This window comes from Cerasibacillus sp. JNUCC 74 (genome assembly GCF_053667775.1).
This window is the reverse complement of sequence record NZ_CM132207.1, coordinates 249,835-267,439: the sequence shown is the minus strand read 5'-3', so window position 1 is coordinate 267,439 and position 17,605 is coordinate 249,835. Positions and strand designations below refer to the sequence as shown.

General features: G+C 35.8%; 15 protein-coding genes. 3 read left to right on the top strand and 12 right to left on the bottom strand.

The features are described 5' to 3' along the window. Positions 1 to 204: 204 nt before the first annotated feature. Positions 205 to 660 (bottom strand): DUF948 domain-containing protein, encoded by a 456-nt coding sequence (locus JNUCC74_RS01310; protein WP_077319064.1) that lies wholly within the window; start codon positions 658 to 660, stop codon positions 205 to 207. 1 nt (position 661) lies between these two features. Beyond that, entirely contained in the window at positions 662 to 1,126 is a 465-nt protein-coding gene (locus JNUCC74_RS01305; RefSeq protein ID WP_454066617.1) for a DUF948 domain-containing protein, read from the bottom strand. Positions 1,127 to 1,580: 454 nt separating this feature from the next. Between JNUCC74_RS01305 and JNUCC74_RS01300 the strand changes: the two genes are divergently transcribed. Beyond that, positions 1,581 to 1,754: a YhjD/YihY/BrkB family envelope integrity protein gene (locus JNUCC74_RS01300; protein ID WP_454067805.1), complete on the top strand. Its 174-nt coding sequence runs from the start codon at positions 1,581 to 1,583 to the stop codon at positions 1,752 to 1,754. Between the two features lie 354 nt (positions 1,755 to 2,108). Here the strand turns inward: JNUCC74_RS01300 and JNUCC74_RS01295 are convergent, their stop codons facing one another. From JNUCC74_RS01295 to JNUCC74_RS01255, 9 genes are all read right to left on the bottom strand, one after another. After that, positions 2,109 to 3,479 (bottom strand): efflux RND transporter periplasmic adaptor subunit, encoded by a 1,371-nt coding sequence (locus JNUCC74_RS01295; protein WP_454066616.1) that lies wholly within the window; start codon positions 3,477 to 3,479, stop codon positions 2,109 to 2,111. Continuing rightward, positions 3,479 to 4,153, bottom strand: coding sequence for a hypothetical protein (locus JNUCC74_RS01290; RefSeq protein WP_454066615.1), 675 nt, complete (start codon positions 4,151 to 4,153; stop codon positions 3,479 to 3,481). The genes JNUCC74_RS01295 and JNUCC74_RS01290 overlap by 1 nt, the downstream gene beginning before the upstream one ends. A 741-nt stretch (positions 4,154 to 4,894) precedes the next feature. Further along, a complete protein-coding gene (locus tag JNUCC74_RS01285) occupies positions 4,895 to 6,805 on the bottom strand; it encodes a vWA domain-containing protein (protein WP_454066614.1) in 1,911 nt (636 codons plus the stop codon). 15 nt (positions 6,806 to 6,820) lie between these two features. Beyond that, the gene (locus tag JNUCC74_RS01280) at positions 6,821 to 7,693 is read right to left on the bottom strand and encodes an AAA family ATPase (protein WP_454066613.1); all 873 of its coding nucleotides are present in this window, start codon (positions 7,691 to 7,693) and stop codon (positions 6,821 to 6,823) included. Positions 7,694 to 8,116: 423 nt separating this feature from the next. Further along, the gene (locus tag JNUCC74_RS01275; protein ID WP_454066612.1) at positions 8,117 to 9,139 is read right to left on the bottom strand and encodes an NADP-dependent oxidoreductase; all 1,023 of its coding nucleotides are present in this window, start codon (positions 9,137 to 9,139) and stop codon (positions 8,117 to 8,119) included. Positions 9,140 to 9,887: 748 nt separating this feature from the next. Next, positions 9,888 to 10,547, bottom strand: coding sequence for an L-fuculose-phosphate aldolase (locus JNUCC74_RS01270; protein ID WP_077319057.1), 660 nt, complete (start codon positions 10,545 to 10,547; stop codon positions 9,888 to 9,890). Between the two features lie 104 nt (positions 10,548 to 10,651). Further along, positions 10,652 to 11,704, bottom strand: coding sequence for a s-methyl-5-thioribose-1-phosphate isomerase (locus JNUCC74_RS01265; protein ID WP_454066611.1), 1,053 nt, complete (start codon positions 11,702 to 11,704; stop codon positions 10,652 to 10,654). Positions 11,705 to 11,727: 23 nt separating this feature from the next. After that, positions 11,728 to 12,930, bottom strand: a complete 1,203-nt coding sequence (gene mtnK, locus JNUCC74_RS01260; RefSeq protein WP_454066610.1) for an S-methyl-5-thioribose kinase — start codon at positions 12,928 to 12,930, stop codon at positions 11,728 to 11,730. A 396-nt stretch (positions 12,931 to 13,326) separates the two neighbouring features. After that, positions 13,327 to 14,655: a Na+/H+ antiporter NhaC family protein gene (locus JNUCC74_RS01255; RefSeq protein WP_454066609.1), complete on the bottom strand. Its 1,329-nt coding sequence runs from the start codon at positions 14,653 to 14,655 to the stop codon at positions 13,327 to 13,329. 297 nt (positions 14,656 to 14,952) lie between these two features. On the opposite strand from JNUCC74_RS01255, the gene JNUCC74_RS01250 reads away from it, so the two are divergent. Beyond that, on the top strand, positions 14,953 to 15,711 hold the full coding sequence (locus JNUCC74_RS01250; protein WP_454066608.1) for a DeoR/GlpR family DNA-binding transcription regulator: 759 nt from the start codon (positions 14,953 to 14,955) through the stop codon (positions 15,709 to 15,711). A gap of 61 nt (positions 15,712 to 15,772) precedes the next feature. Continuing rightward, on the top strand, positions 15,773 to 16,948 hold the full coding sequence (locus JNUCC74_RS01245) for an iron-containing alcohol dehydrogenase (protein WP_454066607.1): 1,176 nt from the start codon (positions 15,773 to 15,775) through the stop codon (positions 16,946 to 16,948). Between the two features lie 432 nt (positions 16,949 to 17,380). Here the strand turns inward: JNUCC74_RS01245 and JNUCC74_RS01240 are convergent, their stop codons facing one another. Continuing rightward, on the bottom strand, positions 17,381 to 17,575 hold the full coding sequence (locus tag JNUCC74_RS01240) for a hypothetical protein (RefSeq protein ID WP_454066606.1): 195 nt from the start codon (positions 17,573 to 17,575) through the stop codon (positions 17,381 to 17,383). Positions 17,576 to 17,605 lie beyond the last annotated feature (30 nt).

Here is a 17,605-nt window from a genome sequence, read left to right as displayed (position 1 = left end):
GGTATTTATTTGAAACTATTAAAGCGTTATATTGTTTATTTTTCTATTGACTAATCTATCAAGCAGATAACAAATAGATCCTTTTTTTGTATTCTTATTTACAAAGACATCTTCACTTCTAACAACCGGCTAACCAGCGCTATATAATCCTTCTCTAGTCACCGCTCTTATCTAAGCTAATGGAATTTGGTCTAATAAGGATACCTACTTTTCCTCAGTATGGTTCGTTGTTCCTTCATGCGGTTGCTTTTTTTGCTGCAGGCGTTTTTTCAACCAATAATAGCCCATAGCAAATGAGCCATATAGGCCGCCTTTATTTTTACCTAGTTCATCTTTTGCTGTTTCTGCTTTGTTTTTTAGTGTCTCTGTTACATGAACTAACGAGGAAGAAAATTTTTGTGTTACATTCCCTACATCGTTCATCACATAAAATAACGGACTCAATTGTTTCATTTTATCATTAATATCTGCTAAAGTATTATTGCTTTCACGAATTAATCCACTTGTTTCCTTCACCATCGAGTCCATTTGATCAGGTAATTTCTCGATTGTTTTCTCCACCCCACGTAGTACGCCAGCTAAATTATTTAATACATGACTAACAAAGATAGCAATGACTAAGAAGGCTACTCCAATTAGTAATACTCCTACCTCTAACATGTTATCCCTCTTTCCCAGTATGTTTCATCGATACGTTGGATACTTCTATATCCTGTTCTTTTTTCTTCCACTTGTTATATAAATAAAAAGCTGTTTCTGTCCAACGAATTCCTTCAATATATGGCTTCGTTTGCTTCTCAAACTCACTGCTAGTTAATGTAGAATCCGCCTTTTGTAAGGCTTGATTGATATTGTTCACAGAGTTACCAAAGTTCTCTACTGTTGCAAATAATGGATCGGTTGATTTTAACTTTTCTTCTACATCACTAACTGCAACATGGGCTTCATGAAGTGTATTTTTTAAATCAGGAAGTACTTGTTTCATTTCTGCGTCAACTCGTCCTAATGTACCCCCCATTGTTTTTAGCAACTTCGCTACACGGAAGAGCACAACCGCAATATAAATAACCGTTATGGCAAATGCAATTGCAACGATTAATAGCGTCAAATATAAAATATCTTCCACTTTGGGACATCCCCCTTTCTCTATTTTGCATTATACCACTCGCCAAGTGGAATGAAACGTTATACGTGTTCCCTGCCCTTATGTAACTAAGACTAAGTAACGTTTGCATAATCCAAACGAAGAGCCCTACCTGCAAATTGCAACACTAATTCACCATCTACACTACGTACAAAAAAGTAACATTCTTTATTATCTATCTTCTGCTATCAAACCAGCTTTGAAGTAGAAGGCATTTCATACTTGTTCGCCTTGTCGCTCTAGGTCTAACCCTTCACATGATCATTACTTTTATGATTGCGAATATTGTTCTGGTATTTGGTAATTCATTTTCGCTTTTTTAGATGCTTTTTTTGACTTTACACGAGCTTAGACTTGTTCTTTCAAGCATTAAGATGGCTTATCAGCTTCATTATATTGACTGGATTCCTTCTTATTTTATACCGATTTGCGCTAAATAAACAGCTTTCCTTTAACCATATTTTTCCTAAAGCAATTACTGCAAGTATTATGGCAGCTTATCTCTCTTGGATTCTCCTTCTATATTAGCAATTTCGGCAACTATTCTGCAACTTATGGCAGTCTTGGTGGTATTATTATTTTACTTCACTGGTTTTTCCTATCGGGATAATTTTTTAAGCGGTGAAATTATTAATGTTTGATACCATAATAACCAAACAAAAAAGCTTGATGATCATTTATCACTTATCCTCTTTTTAAACCCGGTCCAGCCGACTACCTTACTTGGTTTTTCATTGTAAAAGCACTTTTTTAATAAAACATACTAAACTGGAGACATTTATTCTAACGATATAAAGAAAACTTCATTTCATAGGGCTTTTGCTCCATCCCCTATGATGGAAGTAGAACATAGAATAAAAAATCTCAAGCGGCTTTCAAAAAAACACTTTTTCTGCGTGCGATAACCGTTTTATTAGCTTTCCTTGCCCTTGAAGATCCCCCGATACCCTCACACTTTTCTTATTCACCTAGCAACGATACCTGTAATTAAAAATTTATACCAACTAAATCCTCTTGGTGAAATCGTATGCTTAAAGCCATTATCCCAACTCAACGGTGTAATAAATTTAGCATTATGTCGCAACTGACTTTCTGGTTCTGTAGCGACTATTTCTCCAGTAAGTATACCAGAGGTTAGCTCAACCCTATCGTCCTCGACAATTCCCGTTTTCACTTTTTGTTTTATGAGCCTGCCTTTATCTGTCATTTTCCATACCACGCGGTGATGAACAGCTTGATCAGGTAAGGTTGTAGCTCGTTGTGAAGCCTTTGTCGTAATTGCTAGATTAACATGATAACCAGGTAATAATTGCTCGACAGCTTGTGCCTGTTCTTGTGGTTTTTGTCGCTTGCTAGTTTCGTTTTCTTCATTGCTATCGGTTAGCTTTTTTTGAGCTTCGTTTACTAAATGAGCTTGATCTGTTGGCGTTTCTTCTGTACCAGTACCTTCGTTTCCTTTCTGCAAATCAACCATAAACGGATATGTACTTTTTCTCTGGACAGCAGCCGTCTCTTTCGTTATATCACTGACGTTGGAAACTGTTCCTTTCAAGTTCATTTTTGTTTCTACTACCTGTACTTCCACTGGAAGATCGCTTTTTACAATCGGACGCTCTTTTTCAGAAAGTTCCCCCTTCACGTGTAAATCATTACTGGCAATCGTTACAATTGGGTCCTCTAATTGCTTTGATACATGAGTTACAACTCCTGCATAAGAACTCTCAACCGTTATCGTGTCCTCACTAGATTGAAGTTCATTTAATTGGCGTTTGACATGAGCTAAAGTTGCATTTTTTTCAGCTAATTCTTGCTCTTTCTCTAATAAAAACTGCTCTTTTAATAAATTTGCCTGAATGGAGCCTTGAGGAAACTCAAGCTTTAGCTCATCCTCGGTAATTGCAAAACTTGACTCTCTGTTTGTATTCGTCTTTGGTATTTGAAAATCTGTCATTTTCCTAATCGATTGCTCGATTGCAGCAACTTCCGCCTCTAATTGATTCGTTTTCTCTAATAATTCTGCCTCTGTTTGATGATACTGAACTACCTGATAGGAAAATAGCGGATCGCCGCGTTTTACACGACTGCCTTCCTCTACCATAAATGATTTAAAGCTTCCAACATTTTTATCAAAGTAGATATTGTGCTCCTCCTTGGCTTCCAGCACACCTTTTGTATATAGCTTCTCTTCTAAGTTTGCTTCAAAAGTTTGAGTCCAGTCAGATATAGAAGCTAGACGATCTACCCTTCCTTCATTATCGACATAAACCAATATAAAATTCATAAAAATAAATAAGATCACACCTAGTTGAAGTAATCGTTTTTTATATTTTTGCATTAACCAAACCACCTACTTAGTAAGTATTGATCAGCAAATACGAATACAGCCGCAATCGCCCAAAAAAACAGATGCCAGCCAATGACGATGAACCATAACCATTGGTGCCTTATATCCGATAGAAAACGCAAGTACTTAACTTGAAAATATATAATCCAAATTTGAAAAAGCGAGATCATTCCAAAAAAGTAAATAAAATAAACATGCTCCGTCAGATAGGAAGCAATAATTCCAAACGAAAGCGGGGATACATACCAATCTAACCCATTAAAAACAGCTAATGGAATCCAGATCAGGCGTTCTGTTAACATTACAAGTAAAACTACTTGTTGCATCACGATTAATTTTTGCAAGGAGATACCTAAAAGTGCGTAATAAAAAAGTGATGGGACAAACAAGACAAATCCTACAAACAAAGTGGCGTATACCATTCTACCAATCATAAACCAAAACTTCTGTTGCTCGTATTCTAGCGGACTTAGATTTGCGATATGAGGTGATAGAATAGCCGTCCCCATACCTAGATAAGCCATCCAGCCATATATTAGAATGGCACATACCAATAGAATACCATTTACCTTCCAAATATGGCGGATTTTCTCTGCCTGCTTAATGCGAAATAAATGATCGTCCATGGAAAGAAGAAACTTAAATAAGTTGTTATGATAAATCATTGGTCACAGCCCTTTTCTATATATCAGCGATTATAATTTGCAATATTTCTTCAATTTTAACGCAGAAAAAGATAAAAAGCTATTATTTTTGTCAATTTCTGCTAATCTTTTCATATAGTAAGTATATCGACAATAAGATTCTTCAATGAAATGATGATCTGAAATTTGATTAGTTACCTTTTAGCGAATTATTTTTTAGAAAAACTTGGCGACAAGCCAAGTTTTCTGGCAAAAGCTATCGTTTTTTTTAGTAAAGTTTTATACTTTTCTATAGTGCAAAAAAACATACTATTATTTCCATTTGTTTGTTCTGATAATATACTGATAAAGTGAATCTTTACTCAGTGGGGTTTTCTTTTTATCCCCCACTGATTATTAAAATGAACAGAATGAAGCATTTGACTAGCAGTTGGATCCTCCACTATTCACCTTGTAGCACGGAAGGAAGGTCTTACTGCGAATTACATGTAGAAAGGTAAGCACTAGAAATGAAGACGCTAATTAAAAATTTCTACTACATCAAATTAGCTTTCATAAAAAATTGTATATGATCTTCACGCATGACAAAATTCGCTACGTCCATTTTCGTTCCCAGGATTTATGAACATCTCTTAAAAAAGAATGACAGAAGAGGCAAAGAGAGAAAGTTTCCCTTTACACAAAAGGAGTCTTTTAATTGCTTGACGCTCATTTTTTTTGAAAACATTTATAGCTATCCGTACGCTTTATTTTCCTACATCGTTAAAGTACTTTTAGTAATAACTTCTTCATGAGTGGCGAAAAATGCTCTGGTAATTCTGCAATATTCGGTACAAGTACCCTTTCCCTGCCATAGATATTTCTCATAAATTGCTCCTCTGTCTCGTCTACCTCTCCATTTGTAAGGAATATTCCGATCACCTCAATGCCTTGTTTACGCGCTTCGATTACGGCTAAATTTGTATCAATAATTCCATTTTGATTATAATTAGCAGCAGCCGGCTCTCCATCGGAAAATACAAGTAAAAATTTATACTTTTCTCGTCTTATAGCAAGCTCCTCCGTGGCTACACGAATACTAAAGCCATCCCGATTATCCTCTTGGGGTTCAAGTTGCATAATTTTCGGTCCATGTTGCTCATAGAATGAATCCGAAAAGGAATGAATCACATGAAAATAGTTTGGTTGGTAATACTCTTTTACTTCCATCGCGTCTTCCCAAAAGCCAACAATAGCGTGAGGAATATGAAAAGCTTTTAACACTTCATGAAATAGTACGATCCCGCGTTTTGTTTCCTCCATTTTCCCCTGCATGGATGCAGAACAGTCAACAAGCAGGGTAAATACTGCATCCAATTCTTTAGACGTTTGGTTTTTTTTATAAAAAATCCGCGGTTTTTCATCTAAGATAACCGGCAAAAGCTTTCTCGATAAACGGCCTGCCATAACATCTTTTCTTGGTGCATTTTGCTTATGCTCAATCGTCTTTTTCAATATGGCTTCCAGCTTTCGCTTATATGGCTCAATATCTTTCTTATACTCATCATACAAAGCTATATCTTTTTCTGTTGGGGGTACAGACGGCTTTATTAATTTAACCGCATCTCTGTTTTCTTCTCCATACACATTCTCTCTCCGCTGTCCTTTTTTATTTTCCTGTTTATCCAATGCTTCCAAATCCGAATAATCTTTGTTTTTTGTTTGTCCTGATGCGCCTTGAATGGTTCCCATTGCTTGATCACCATCTTCGGTTTCCCTGGCTCCTTTTCCTTTCATATTTGTTTTTGTTCCAACCTCTAATTCAAACTGCAAAAAGGTTTGCTTACGATCACTATTTTCATTTTCCCGATGCCATGTCGAAAACGTTTCATCAATATATTCATTTTTATCTTCATCTAATCGTTCTTTGTCATCATTTGCTAATTCATCCGTTCGAGTCAGTTCATCAAATAATGTATTTCTCGTAAACATCTCGACATGTTGAATTGGTAGCACAAAATAATCATGAATCATGTCGGTATAATTAGTTGCTAATTGATGAACAATAGCCAATGAAATTCTGGTAATATCGTACGTGCTTTTTGCTTCAAATACTTCATAAATGAACGGTCGGATTTGTTTTAATTGTTCAAGCTGTGTGGAAACAGCTCTTGGAAAGTCCGGCTCTGGGCGGTCAGATTGTAAATTTAAATAAATAAGGCAAAATAACTCATCTAACGGAAGGCCTCGTGTCACATGAGCCATTCGCTCGTTGGAAAACTTATGCTGATAATAACTTTTTCTTTTAGCAAATACTTCTTTCGTTCCGGGACGTTCCTGTTTAATGATCTCCTCCAGCCGTATGTCTTCAAATAAGGTGAATAACTGTCCGGCAAATTTGATTAAAGAAGACTCCTGTAACACTTCTACAAAGTCCTGCATTGCTTTTACATCTGTATAATAAAGGGAACCAATTGTTCGCAAATAAACGTCCGTCTTTAAGCCGGCCTCTTGGTATTCCGGCTTTACCGTATCCCATGCTTTACTTGCTGTCACTTGTCTTTCTACTAAATCTATAGACGAACCAAAACTATACGCAAGAGTAAGCCGGGGAATCCTGGATAACACCGTAGCTAAGTCCTGTAATTGACGTAATACATTCGTATCAACAGTGGAATGGTGGAATCGGTACATTCGCTATACTCCTAACTAAAATAGTGTTTCTGCCAAGTTCATAATGAACGCTCGCTCACGATCTTCATCCAGTTTATCCGCAATCGCTCGTTGAATGGCACGCCTTGCAGGGATGGCTGCACTTAAATCGCAAGCATCCAACAAAGCACGAATCGACGCCGCATCCTCTGCAAGCTTTCCTTGGGCCACCGCCTGAATTAAATCATTAGATAATTTTACAAATAGATCAATCATCGTCTTATCCGTTAACTTTGTATTACTCTTGATCAGCTGCTTTAGCTGTTCACCTTGGATATAAGGAATTTCAATGACGATAAAACGGTTTTTTAATGCTTCATTCAAAGGGACTGTTCCTACATAACCCTCATTAATCGCGGCAATCACATTAAACCCTTGATTTGCCGTAACAATCTCATTCGTAAAGGGATTCGTAATCGAGCGCCTATAATCAAGCACTCCATTTATGATTGGCAATGTTTCCGGTTTTGCCATATTAATTTCATCAATATATAAGAAAGTTCCATGTTGCATTGCATTAATAACGGGGCCAGGAATAAATTCAATCACTTGCTTTCCATCTTCATAGCTAAGTGTTTTAAAACCGAGTAAACTTTCTGCATCTATATCAACAGACGAGTTGACACTAAACATTGGCTGTTGGAACAGGGCAGAAAGGGTTTCAGCAAACTTTGTTTTTCCAGCTCCAGTAGGACCCTTTAACAGTATATTTTTCCCCATACTAAGGGCTGTAATCGCATCTATTAAAACCTCCTGATTTGGCGGTAAATAGCCGCCCGGGCGGATTAACTCGGGATAAGTATCAACATTTCGCTTATAATGCTGCAATTGTTCTTTCATGTTCTCTGGTAAGTCATAATTCATTTGCATTTGTATATTACTCCTTTCAAGGTTATTGTAACTTGTTTAGTCGAATTACAAAAGCTAGAATGTTTTCTCTACGAACACAAAGTTTTCTGCCAAAAATAATGAGAGCGTAAACTATGAAAAATGTTTACGCTCTCAAAATATTGCCTTAAATAAACAAAATAATTACTATTAAAATAAACAGAATCGATATAGCTCTAATAAATAATTGTTTTTCACGGTGCATATCAAATAACAGGCTATAAAACGCATCCACCCTCAAAATGAAAATAATAATACAGGATATGAAATGACAATGGTTCCTAATTTGTTAATTGTCTCATTAACCTCAACACTATTATAGCTAACCATAATGACGATAGCTAGGACAAACAGGAAAAGCGTAACAATCACAAAAAATCACTTGATTCATTAGCCTCTCTGCCTCTACACAGTTTCCTCCTGTTCCGCTACTTTAACAAGCTGTTTTCCAATGTTCTCACCTGTAAACAGACCAATAAATGCATCTGGAATTGAGCTAAATCCTTCCCGAATCGTCTCTTCAAACTTCAAATCACCGCTGGCAATTGCTTTCCCTAATTCTTCATACGCTTCTTTAAAGTTGTCCGCGTAGTCACTCACTATAAAACCTTGCATCTTTGCTCTTGATTTAATCAAGTATTGCTGAACTCGTAACCCAACGTCATATTCTCCCTCTTCTAAATTATAGGAAGAAATAGCTCCACATACAGGCACACGCGCGAATGTATTCAATAATGGCCATACGGCATCTGAAATTTCTCCACCCACATTTTCATAATAAACATCAATTCCGTTTGGACATGCTTCCTTCAATTGTTGGTGCACGTTACCTAATTTATATTCAATGGCATGGTCAAAACCTAATGTATTTGTAATATAATGCGCTTTTTCCTTTGAACCAACAATCCCAACAACACGAGCGCCAGCTTTCTTAGCAAGCTGCCCCGCCACTTGACCAACTGCACCGGCAGCTCCTGAAACGACTACAGTTTCATCTTGTTTTGGCTTTCCAATATACATCATGCCAAAATAAGCAGTTAATCCTGGCATTCCTAAGGGACCAAGTGCGACGCTAGGACGTAAGCCAAATGTATTTACTTTCCGTACCTGATTTGCCTCAACAACATGATATTCTTGAAAGTCCAGCATACCCGTAACGATATCACCAACGGAAAAATTTTCGTTATTCGATTCCACCACCTGAGAGACAATACCACCGTTTAATGGCTGACCGACTTGAAATGGTTCAATATACGAAGGTCCATCTGCCATTCTTCCCCGCATATAAGGGTCCACGGAAACGTATAGTGTTTTTAACAACAATTGATTTGTCCCGGGACTTCCAACCTCTACTTCTTTAAACGCAAACGTATCTGCATTTGGTAACCCATTTGGTCGCTCATGTAAAATAAGTTGCTGTTGCTTCATCATTAACCTCCTCCAAATTTCAATCATACTTTTTATCTGTTTACCCCTTTTTAACTAGACCAACACTAAAAAGTATCATTCTTTCAATTACAAGTATTGTACAATACTTGTACAGGACATTCAAAAAGCCAAATAAAAATGACACAAAGAATTTCCTCATAGTTTGTTCTCTGCTAATCACGTATCTTAAAATTATCCATCAAACTATGCTATGTTTCCTTAAAACTTCACGTACCAGGGATTTTTTAGTACACCAGCCCCTATCTATGCCAAGTATTTAACCCTCTTTGAACTACATCTACGCTTTTGTATATATACAGGTATAAAACACGAACCTTTCTGTCGCGCTAGGTCTTTTTAAACCACACTTTCACTAATATTGTATGAAGTATAACTTTCATTCCTCACAAATGCCGAATTTTATACTTTCTCCAGACTAGTACAAAGGTGCTAGCAATTCATTCAATGATTTCCTATAAAAGATTTATCTGGAACAAGACTTTGGTGGCGATCTCTAGTTGACTTATACTCTATACATTAAAAATTTCACTGTGTCTTCATAACATCCCTAAAATAGTATACTCTTCTAATGCATAAATAAGACTCCTTGCTAAAACTTTTCAACAAGGAGTCTTCTCTTTCCATTTAAATGTTTGGCTGTAACCTACTTTGTATACAAGGTTTTTCAACCATTGACGTTCTTTAAAATCTACTAAGCATGCTGAGATAGCATTTTATACAGCATACGCTATTTTTGCCCATATGTTCTTAATTGACCATACGTATCGAATTTATCAATCACTTTGTCAAGGTCATCTTCTGACAATAATACTGGGTTCCCTATATTTCGTGCTCGATAGTACAGTTTTGCAATAAATTCAATATCTTTTGCCACTGAAAAGGAAGAGGGTAAGTCTTCCCCAACTGCAATAACACCATGATTCCCTAAAAGTAATCCTTTATCATTTCCAATACAATTAAATACTTCTTCAGCTAACTCATAAGTACCAAACGTTTTATATTCACAACAGCGAATTTTGTTACCGACTGACCCTATAATATAGTGAAGAGGCAAGATTTCTTCATGCAAACAAGCAAATACTGTAGCATATTCAGAATGAGTATGCACCACAGAGTTAATATGATCCGTATTTTGATAAAAAATTCGATGCATGTCATACTCACTTGAAGGCTTACGATTACCCTCCAATATTTCTCCATCTAAATTTAATAGAACAATATCTTTTTCTGTTATTTCTGGGTAAGCAATACCACTTGGTGTAATCAACATCACTTGATCTTCTCTAATAAAGATACTGATATTACCACCGGTTCCTGTCGTTAGTTTTTCTTCTAATAGTTTTTTTCCGTATTCTACAATCTGCTTTCGCTCTTCTACATATTTCATTCATTATCACTCATTCTATATATTTTTTTACACTTGATCACACTTTGTAATTTAGTGCAACCTGTGTCAACCATCCTTTCCATATGATTAATATAGGAAAAGGCTTAATAAAAACGCGCCTGTTCCTCTGAAAAATAAGCATCTAAATCATAAGGGGAGTACACACCTCGATCTGTCACAATTCCGCTAATTCGAGATGGTCCCGTGATGTCAAAAGATGGATAAATAGCTTGCACATCTGCTAAAGTATTAGGAATTCCTCGATATTCTAAAACTTGTTTAGGGTCACGTTCTTCAATTATAATATCTTCTTTCGAATATTTATCGGCATCAGGAATACCAGTCACATAATAAGGGACTTCATAATGCTGGCCTACTATCGCAATTTGGTTCGTTCCAATTTTGTTGGCAATGTGACCGTCTCTTGCAATGGAATCAGCTGCTGAAGTAAACACATCAATTTTTTTGTATTCCATCGCATAAGCTACCATATTGTCGGTAATAACAGTGGTTGGAAAACCCAGGTCAATTGCACAGCTAGACGTTAATCTTGCACCTTGAAGATATGGCCGGGTTTCTGCACAATATATATCCAAATTCTTGTTTTCAGCTTTCGCAGCTCGTAAAAAAGTACCAATAATGGTTTCTCCAAAACATTGTGTTAAAATGCGACCATGATTGGGCATTAATTTAATCAAATTTTTTCCCACTTTATCCATAATTGTGTAGCGTCGGTTTAAAGATTCAACCGTGGATAAGAAGATTGCCTCAACAGGGTTAGCTCCTTTTGCAAGTGCCGATCTTCCGACTTCTAGACAACTTTGCGTAATTTTTCCCATTCGGTTTGCAGTCGTTGGTCGAGCATAAGCAATGGCGTGAGCCGCTTTTTCTAGAAAAGCTATTTGTTCTGCCTCTTTTTTCCCTCGAGTTTGATAAGCCGCTAAAGCCATTCCCATACCAGCTGCTGTATACGGGCCTGCGCTTTGCGTTACCATGTCGGTTATTGCTTGCGCGACTTCTTGATAGGTTGTACACTCGACAAAACGAACCTCAGTCGGATATATCCGTCGATCTAATATTCTTACTTTGCCATTATCATACCAAGCCACATTTTCATAAGTTAATAAAAAAGGTAAATCATAGTCTGCTCGTTGCATCTATTCTTCCTCCTAAACTACTTTTAACTAATTATCATGTTGAAACGACGAACTAATTCCGTTCCTGTTGTTATCTCGGCACGCTGAATTATTAATTCTATACCCATTTTAAGCAAAGCTCGTTCCATTTCAATTCGTTCTTTTCCTAGAGGTGCTTCTGATACTTCTTTCACTTTTGAATCACCTATTACACGTCGAATCATTTCTGTTCCAGCATAACCCAATGAATCGGACATCACATGATCAAGATAAGCCTTTTTAAATTGATGGTTCGTATACAATGGCAATGTAACTCGCTCATCGTAAGTATCAGCTAGTTTGCGACTCACCCCATCATAAATATCACGAATCGTATGTTGTAACCATTCACGAAAATTTACATTTCCATTGTAATAATGAGCACGTGCTAATGGGAAAAATAAATTACCGATGACATTTCCAATGTCGTATCCCATTGGTCCGTAGAAAGCAAACTCAGGATCAATAACTTTTGTTCCACTTTGGTTAATAAAGATGGATCCAGAGTGTAGATCACCATGAATCAATGCTTGTGCGTTATTCATAAAATTGTTACGCAAGTTTGCAACATGATAAATCAATTCATCGTTTCGGTAAATATGTTCTTCAACAAATGGTATGTTTTCATCCAAGATAACATTTTGATCCTTGTAATTATAATATGGTTCAGTGAAGACAAGATCCTCACTAATATCACACATATCCACATTGGTGAAATTCTTAACTAACTCTTTCTTCTCATGACGTTCCCAACATAAGTCTGTTGTTGGCAATAGCGTGTTAGCTAAAAAAGTACTAATATCCTCTGCAAAATTCGGAAAGATATGTTCATTCATCAACTCAAAGCGTAAGTTCTTATAAGCTGAAATATCTTCCATTGTTAATGCACACATTGTTTCATTATAGTCATAGACTTCAGGAATAAATTCCGGCATTAAATCATACTGAATTTTCAATATATCTGCTTCAATTTTATTTCGTGAAATATCGAGTGGGCGTCCGGAAGATCGAAGCAAAACATCTGCTTGTTTTACTACTACACTTTTCCCGGATTTCATATCTACTACTTTAAAAACATAATTGATATTGCCATCTCCAATTTCACTCACATTCAGATCTGCGTTATTGGTAAATAAGCCAAGCTCATCGATTACGTATTCTTTTATATCTTCAGGAGACATCAAAAAATGGTTTGTAAATTTAGACATTGTACTTTCCTCCTATTATACATTCCCTGATTTCATGACTACATATAAGAAGTCTCCCTTTTTCATCACGTGAGGACTTTAACTCAACGATAAAGAGGGGGATAAACTTTGTTTTTAGTCAACATACATTCCTTAGACGTGTAATTTAAACGATCATATGTTACTGTTACTTATATAAGTTGCTCTTTAACAACTGAATATATAAGGTTGCATGGAGAAAACAACATGTTAACCTTCCATGCGTAAAATATTCAAGGTACGAAAGAATATTAGACTTCGGGCATCCGAGCAGAAACTCCCGAAGTAACACTTATAAAGACGAAGGATTGTTTTCGTCATAGATATGAGAAACTCCCATTTAAAATCTTAGGCCTAATGGTGAGTAATCTCCCTTCCTTAGCTTACTTTTGTATCCTTACCTTTTGGAAAACCGATGGCGATAGAAATTAAACCGACAACAATCATTAAAATAGAATACCAGTTATACGGCATAATACTTACAGGTGAGACCCCTGCCATCCCTCCAATTACTAGCAATTGGCCTGCATATGGTAATAAACCATTGAATGCAGAGGAGAATACATCTAATAAACTTGCTGTACGAGAACGTGAAATACCAAATTCGTCTGAAATATCTTTTGCTAATGGGCCTGCTGCAATAATTGAAATTGTGTTATTCGTAGTCGAAATATCCATTAAACTAACAAGGGCCGCAATGGATAGCTCTCCACCACGAGCAGTTTTTGTTTTCTTGGTAAGTGCGTGTAAAAGCCAATCTATACCGCCTAAATACTTCATTAGCGCAACAAGACCACCTACTAGAATCGCAATTATGGCCATATCTTCCATACCTTTCATTCCCTCATGAGCGATCTTCATAAATTCAATAATGGTAAAATCTCCGTGGACTAAACCAATAATCATACCCGAAAAAATCCCCATGACCATTACCGTAATTACTTCAATACCAATTAATGATAGAACAATAACCAATACGTATGGGATGATATTTATTAAACTATAATCATAAGAACCGGAAATCGCCACTGTATCAATTGGTACGAGTGTTAACAAGACCAAATTAATCACAACTGCTGGTAGAACCATTAAAATATTAGCTTTAAATTTATCCTTCATTGAAATTTCTTGCGTACGGGTAGCTGCAATAGTTGTATCTGAAATAAAAGATAAGTTATCACCAAACATCGCTGCTCCAACAACAATTCCACATACTAGCGCTATATTTGCTCCAGTTTTGTCAGCTATATCTATTGCTAATGGCGCCAATGCTGCTACAGTCCCCATTGATGTTCCCATAGCAAAGCTTAATATACACCCAATAATAAACAGCCCTGGCAAAATTAAATTCGATGGTAAAACACTCAAACCTAGGTTTGTCACTGAATCAACTGCATTCATTCCGCTGGCAACCCCATGAAATGCTCCAGCTAGAATAAAAATAATAACCATTAGAATTAAGGTGTGATCACCGCCACCTTTACAAAACATCGTAATCCGCTCTTCAAACTTGAGTGGGTTATCTTTATTTTTCATCATTAAAGCAATTCCTGAGGCAATCAGAATTCCAATCATTAATGGCATATTTTCAAAATTACCTGAAATTAACCCTGTCAGCATATACAAAACTAAAAAGATTAAAAGTGGGACAAGCCCCATAAACTGACCTTTATTCGGAGTTTTTGTTTTTTCTTTGATTTTCTGCATTTACAGTTCTCCTTTTTATTAGATAATTCGTAAAACATGTCCATCCCCAAAGTTAACAAAAATATACTCCTTTCTATATAAATTTGTTTTATGAAACTTCATGTATACGTTCCCAACGATTTAATCATAAATTGGGTAACACGAAAAGTCAATATATTTCACAGAAGTTCAAAACTAATATTTTTGTAATTTTGGTTTATATTGGTTAATTATTTGGAATAAGTATATATTTTGTTTACTTTTTCTTTATTCTGTGGTAAGGTTACAATTAATAAATCGAAAGGAAAGGTTCTTTTGATGAAATATGATAGATTACAAGAAATTTTAAGACAACTTAATAATACAGGTAGCGTAAAAGTGACGGATTTGAGTAAAAAGTTAAATGTAACAGAAGAAACTATCCGTAAAGATTTAGCAACATTAGAGAAAGAAAAAAAGCTAAAGCGAGTACGTGGAGGAGCCTATCTGCCAAATACATTTGATAAAGAAGTCCCTGTTCTACTAAGGGAGACAATGTTTAAAGAAGAAAAACAAATTATGGCTAAAAAATGCTTAAAGTTTATTGAAGATGGGGATTCTATCGCTTTAGACAGTTCAACTACAGCACTTTCGATTGCAACTCTATTAAAAATGACTACACTACAAATTACTGTCATTTCAAATTCTTTGGATATAGCCAACGTCTTAAAGGATCATAAAACCATTAAACTGATTATTATTGGAGGAAACTTTAGGAATGTATCGCATTCTTTTATTGGGGTGAACGCTCAAGCAAATATTTCGAGATACTTAATTGATAAAGCATTCATTAGTAGTTCAGGTATTAGCCTAAATATTGGGCCGACGGATTATAGTGAAGATGAATCGCTTGTTAGAAAACAATTCTTGCTACAATCCCAGCAAAATTATTTAGTGGTTGATCATACGAAATTTGATTTTAGAACCATTCATTTAATTGATGATTTTTCACACATTTCAACAGTTATTACAGATAAAAAACCATCTGGTGAATGGATGGATTTCTTTAAAAACAGTAAAATTCAATTAATATATTAACGATTGACTCCTTTATGATATACGTATCCCAACAATCACATATAAATTAAAGGAGCTTATGATGACTATGCTAAATTTTAATTACTATAACCCAGCAAATATTTATTTTGGTAAAGGGCAAGAAAGTCAGGTAGGAGAACTTATCGATTTAGAGAGTCATTCAAAAAATGTTTTAGTACTCTATAGCGGTGACTATATCTTTGATTTGGGAATATACGACACGATTGAAAAAGAGCTAAATAAAAAGAAAATTACCATTTTCAAAAATGGAGAAGTTGTACCTAACCCTGAGATCTCCTTAATCCGTCACTTAGTTTCTCTTGTAAAAGAAAACCAAATTGATTTTATTTTAGCTGTAGGAGGCGGTAGTGTTATTGATACAGCTAAGGCCGTATCCTTTGGTGCACTGTACGAAGAAGACGTATGGGATTTCTTCATTGGTAAAGCTCAAGTAGAAAAAGCTTTACCAATTGGCGTTATATCTACTGTTGCCTCTTCTGGATCTGAAATGTCAAACGCAACTATCGTCTCTAATGGAGAACATAAATTAGGAGTGGAAACTAATTTAATTATTCCTAAATTTTCCATACTCAATCCGGAATTTACATTAAAACTGCCCAAGTATCATACAGGCGTAGGGGTATCCGATATTTTAACCCACCTGTTGGAGCGCTATTTCACTCGTGTTGAGAACGTTAATTTAACGGACTTTCTTCTTGAAGGTGCAATTAAATCACTCTTAATTAGTGGGAATCAATTAATGGCACAACTTGATAATTATAATTTAAGAGCTGAAGTTATGTGGACAGCAGTGATGGCTCATAACAATAGTTTAGAACTAGGACGTGAGCCAGACTGGGCTTCACATCGAATTGAACATGAAATTAGCGGACAGTATGGAATTACTCACGGTGAAGGAATGGCGATTGTCTTTCCAGCATGGATGCAATATGTAAGTCAATTTCACCCAGCTATTTTTGTTAAGTATGGAGTTCGAGTTTTTAATCTTGATCCTTTTACCTATTCGGAGGAGGAAATTATTCAATTAAGCATTGCAAAAACACGTGAATTCTTTACGAACATGGGCATGAAGTCGCGCCTATCTGAATTTGAAATCGATGATACTCACTTTATAAAGATGGCTAATCGAGCAACTAAAGATGACACCCAACCAGTTGGCCACCTGAAAAAATTAAGTTCTGAAGATATTGTAAAGATTTTAAAACTAGCATTATAAATAATAACTGTAATATGATTTACAAGTTTGACTTGGCACGAACAAACAACTCAAGAAACTGATTATAGAGGTGCGCGATAAAGGGAAGCTTCATTCAGTGGGGCTTTTCCTTCATTCTCTACCAATAAGTAGAACAAAAGCTGATATGGATTTAACATGAAAATCAAAGAACTTTGCCCAACCAAGTCTTTATTTGTCCACCCTGGTAGGAAAGGTTTTCGTATGGTTATGGATAAAAAAACATGATATAACTTATATGAATGAATCTATTCTTTTTTCTATTAAAAAATCATGCACACAATCTCATAAAAATGGCAGCCGCCCTATTAACGTAGGGCAGTTGCCATTTAAAGTTTAGTAAGAGTGAGCTTGTGTAAATTGTTCACCTAGCGATTTTAACTTACTTTTAGTTTTTTAGCCTCTTTTTGTCACTTACTCCAACAGAAATAACTGCTTTAATACATCAACATTTACATCAAAGGTAAACTTACTAAAAAGACTAATCCAATCTGTGCCAGTTAATTGACCACTCATTACAATCGTACCAAAAAACAATAATAAAATGATAAAGATAAACAGATAGCATTCTAATGATTCTTTCCATTCCGGTTTGTCTATTTGCTTCATGGTTCTTTTCTCCCTTTCATGTTTTCTAAC

What these genes read in the sequence shown, in the direction of transcription:
- JNUCC74_RS01270 (WP_077319057.1), bottom strand. Translation starts at nt 10,547, where the DNA reads ATGAAATATGTAGAAGAGCGAAAGCAGATTGTAGAATACGGAAAAAAA.
- JNUCC74_RS01285 (WP_454066614.1), bottom strand. Translation starts at nt 6,805, where the DNA reads ATGTACCGATTCCACCATTCCACTGTTGATACGAATGTATTACGTCAA.
- mtnK (WP_454066610.1), bottom strand. Translation starts at nt 12,930, where the DNA reads ATGTCTAAATTTACAAACCATTTTTTGATGTCTCCTGAAGATATAAAA.
- JNUCC74_RS01245 (WP_454066607.1), top strand. Translation starts at nt 15,773, where the DNA reads ATGACTATGCTAAATTTTAATTACTATAACCCAGCAAATATTTATTTT.
- JNUCC74_RS01290 (WP_454066615.1), bottom strand. Translation starts at nt 4,153, where the DNA reads ATGATTTATCATAACAACTTATTTAAGTTTCTTCTTTCCATGGACGAT.
- JNUCC74_RS01250 (WP_454066608.1), top strand. Translation starts at nt 14,953, where the DNA reads ATGAAATATGATAGATTACAAGAAATTTTAAGACAACTTAATAATACA.
- JNUCC74_RS01310 (WP_077319064.1), bottom strand. Translation starts at nt 660, where the DNA reads ATGTTAGAGGTAGGAGTATTACTAATTGGAGTAGCCTTCTTAGTCATT.
- JNUCC74_RS01240 (WP_454066606.1), bottom strand. Translation starts at nt 17,575, where the DNA reads ATGAAGCAAATAGACAAACCGGAATGGAAAGAATCATTAGAATGCTAT.
- JNUCC74_RS01295 (WP_454066616.1), bottom strand. Translation starts at nt 3,479, where the DNA reads ATGCAAAAATATAAAAAACGATTACTTCAACTAGGTGTGATCTTATTT.
- JNUCC74_RS01255 (WP_454066609.1), bottom strand. Translation starts at nt 14,655, where the DNA reads ATGCAGAAAATCAAAGAAAAAACAAAAACTCCGAATAAAGGTCAGTTT.
- JNUCC74_RS01265 (WP_454066611.1), bottom strand. Translation starts at nt 11,704, where the DNA reads ATGCAACGAGCAGACTATGATTTACCTTTTTTATTAACTTATGAAAAT.
- JNUCC74_RS01280 (WP_454066613.1), bottom strand. Translation starts at nt 7,693, where the DNA reads ATGCAAATGAATTATGACTTACCAGAGAACATGAAAGAACAATTGCAG.
- JNUCC74_RS01275 (WP_454066612.1), bottom strand. Translation starts at nt 9,139, where the DNA reads ATGAAGCAACAGCAACTTATTTTACATGAGCGACCAAATGGGTTACCA.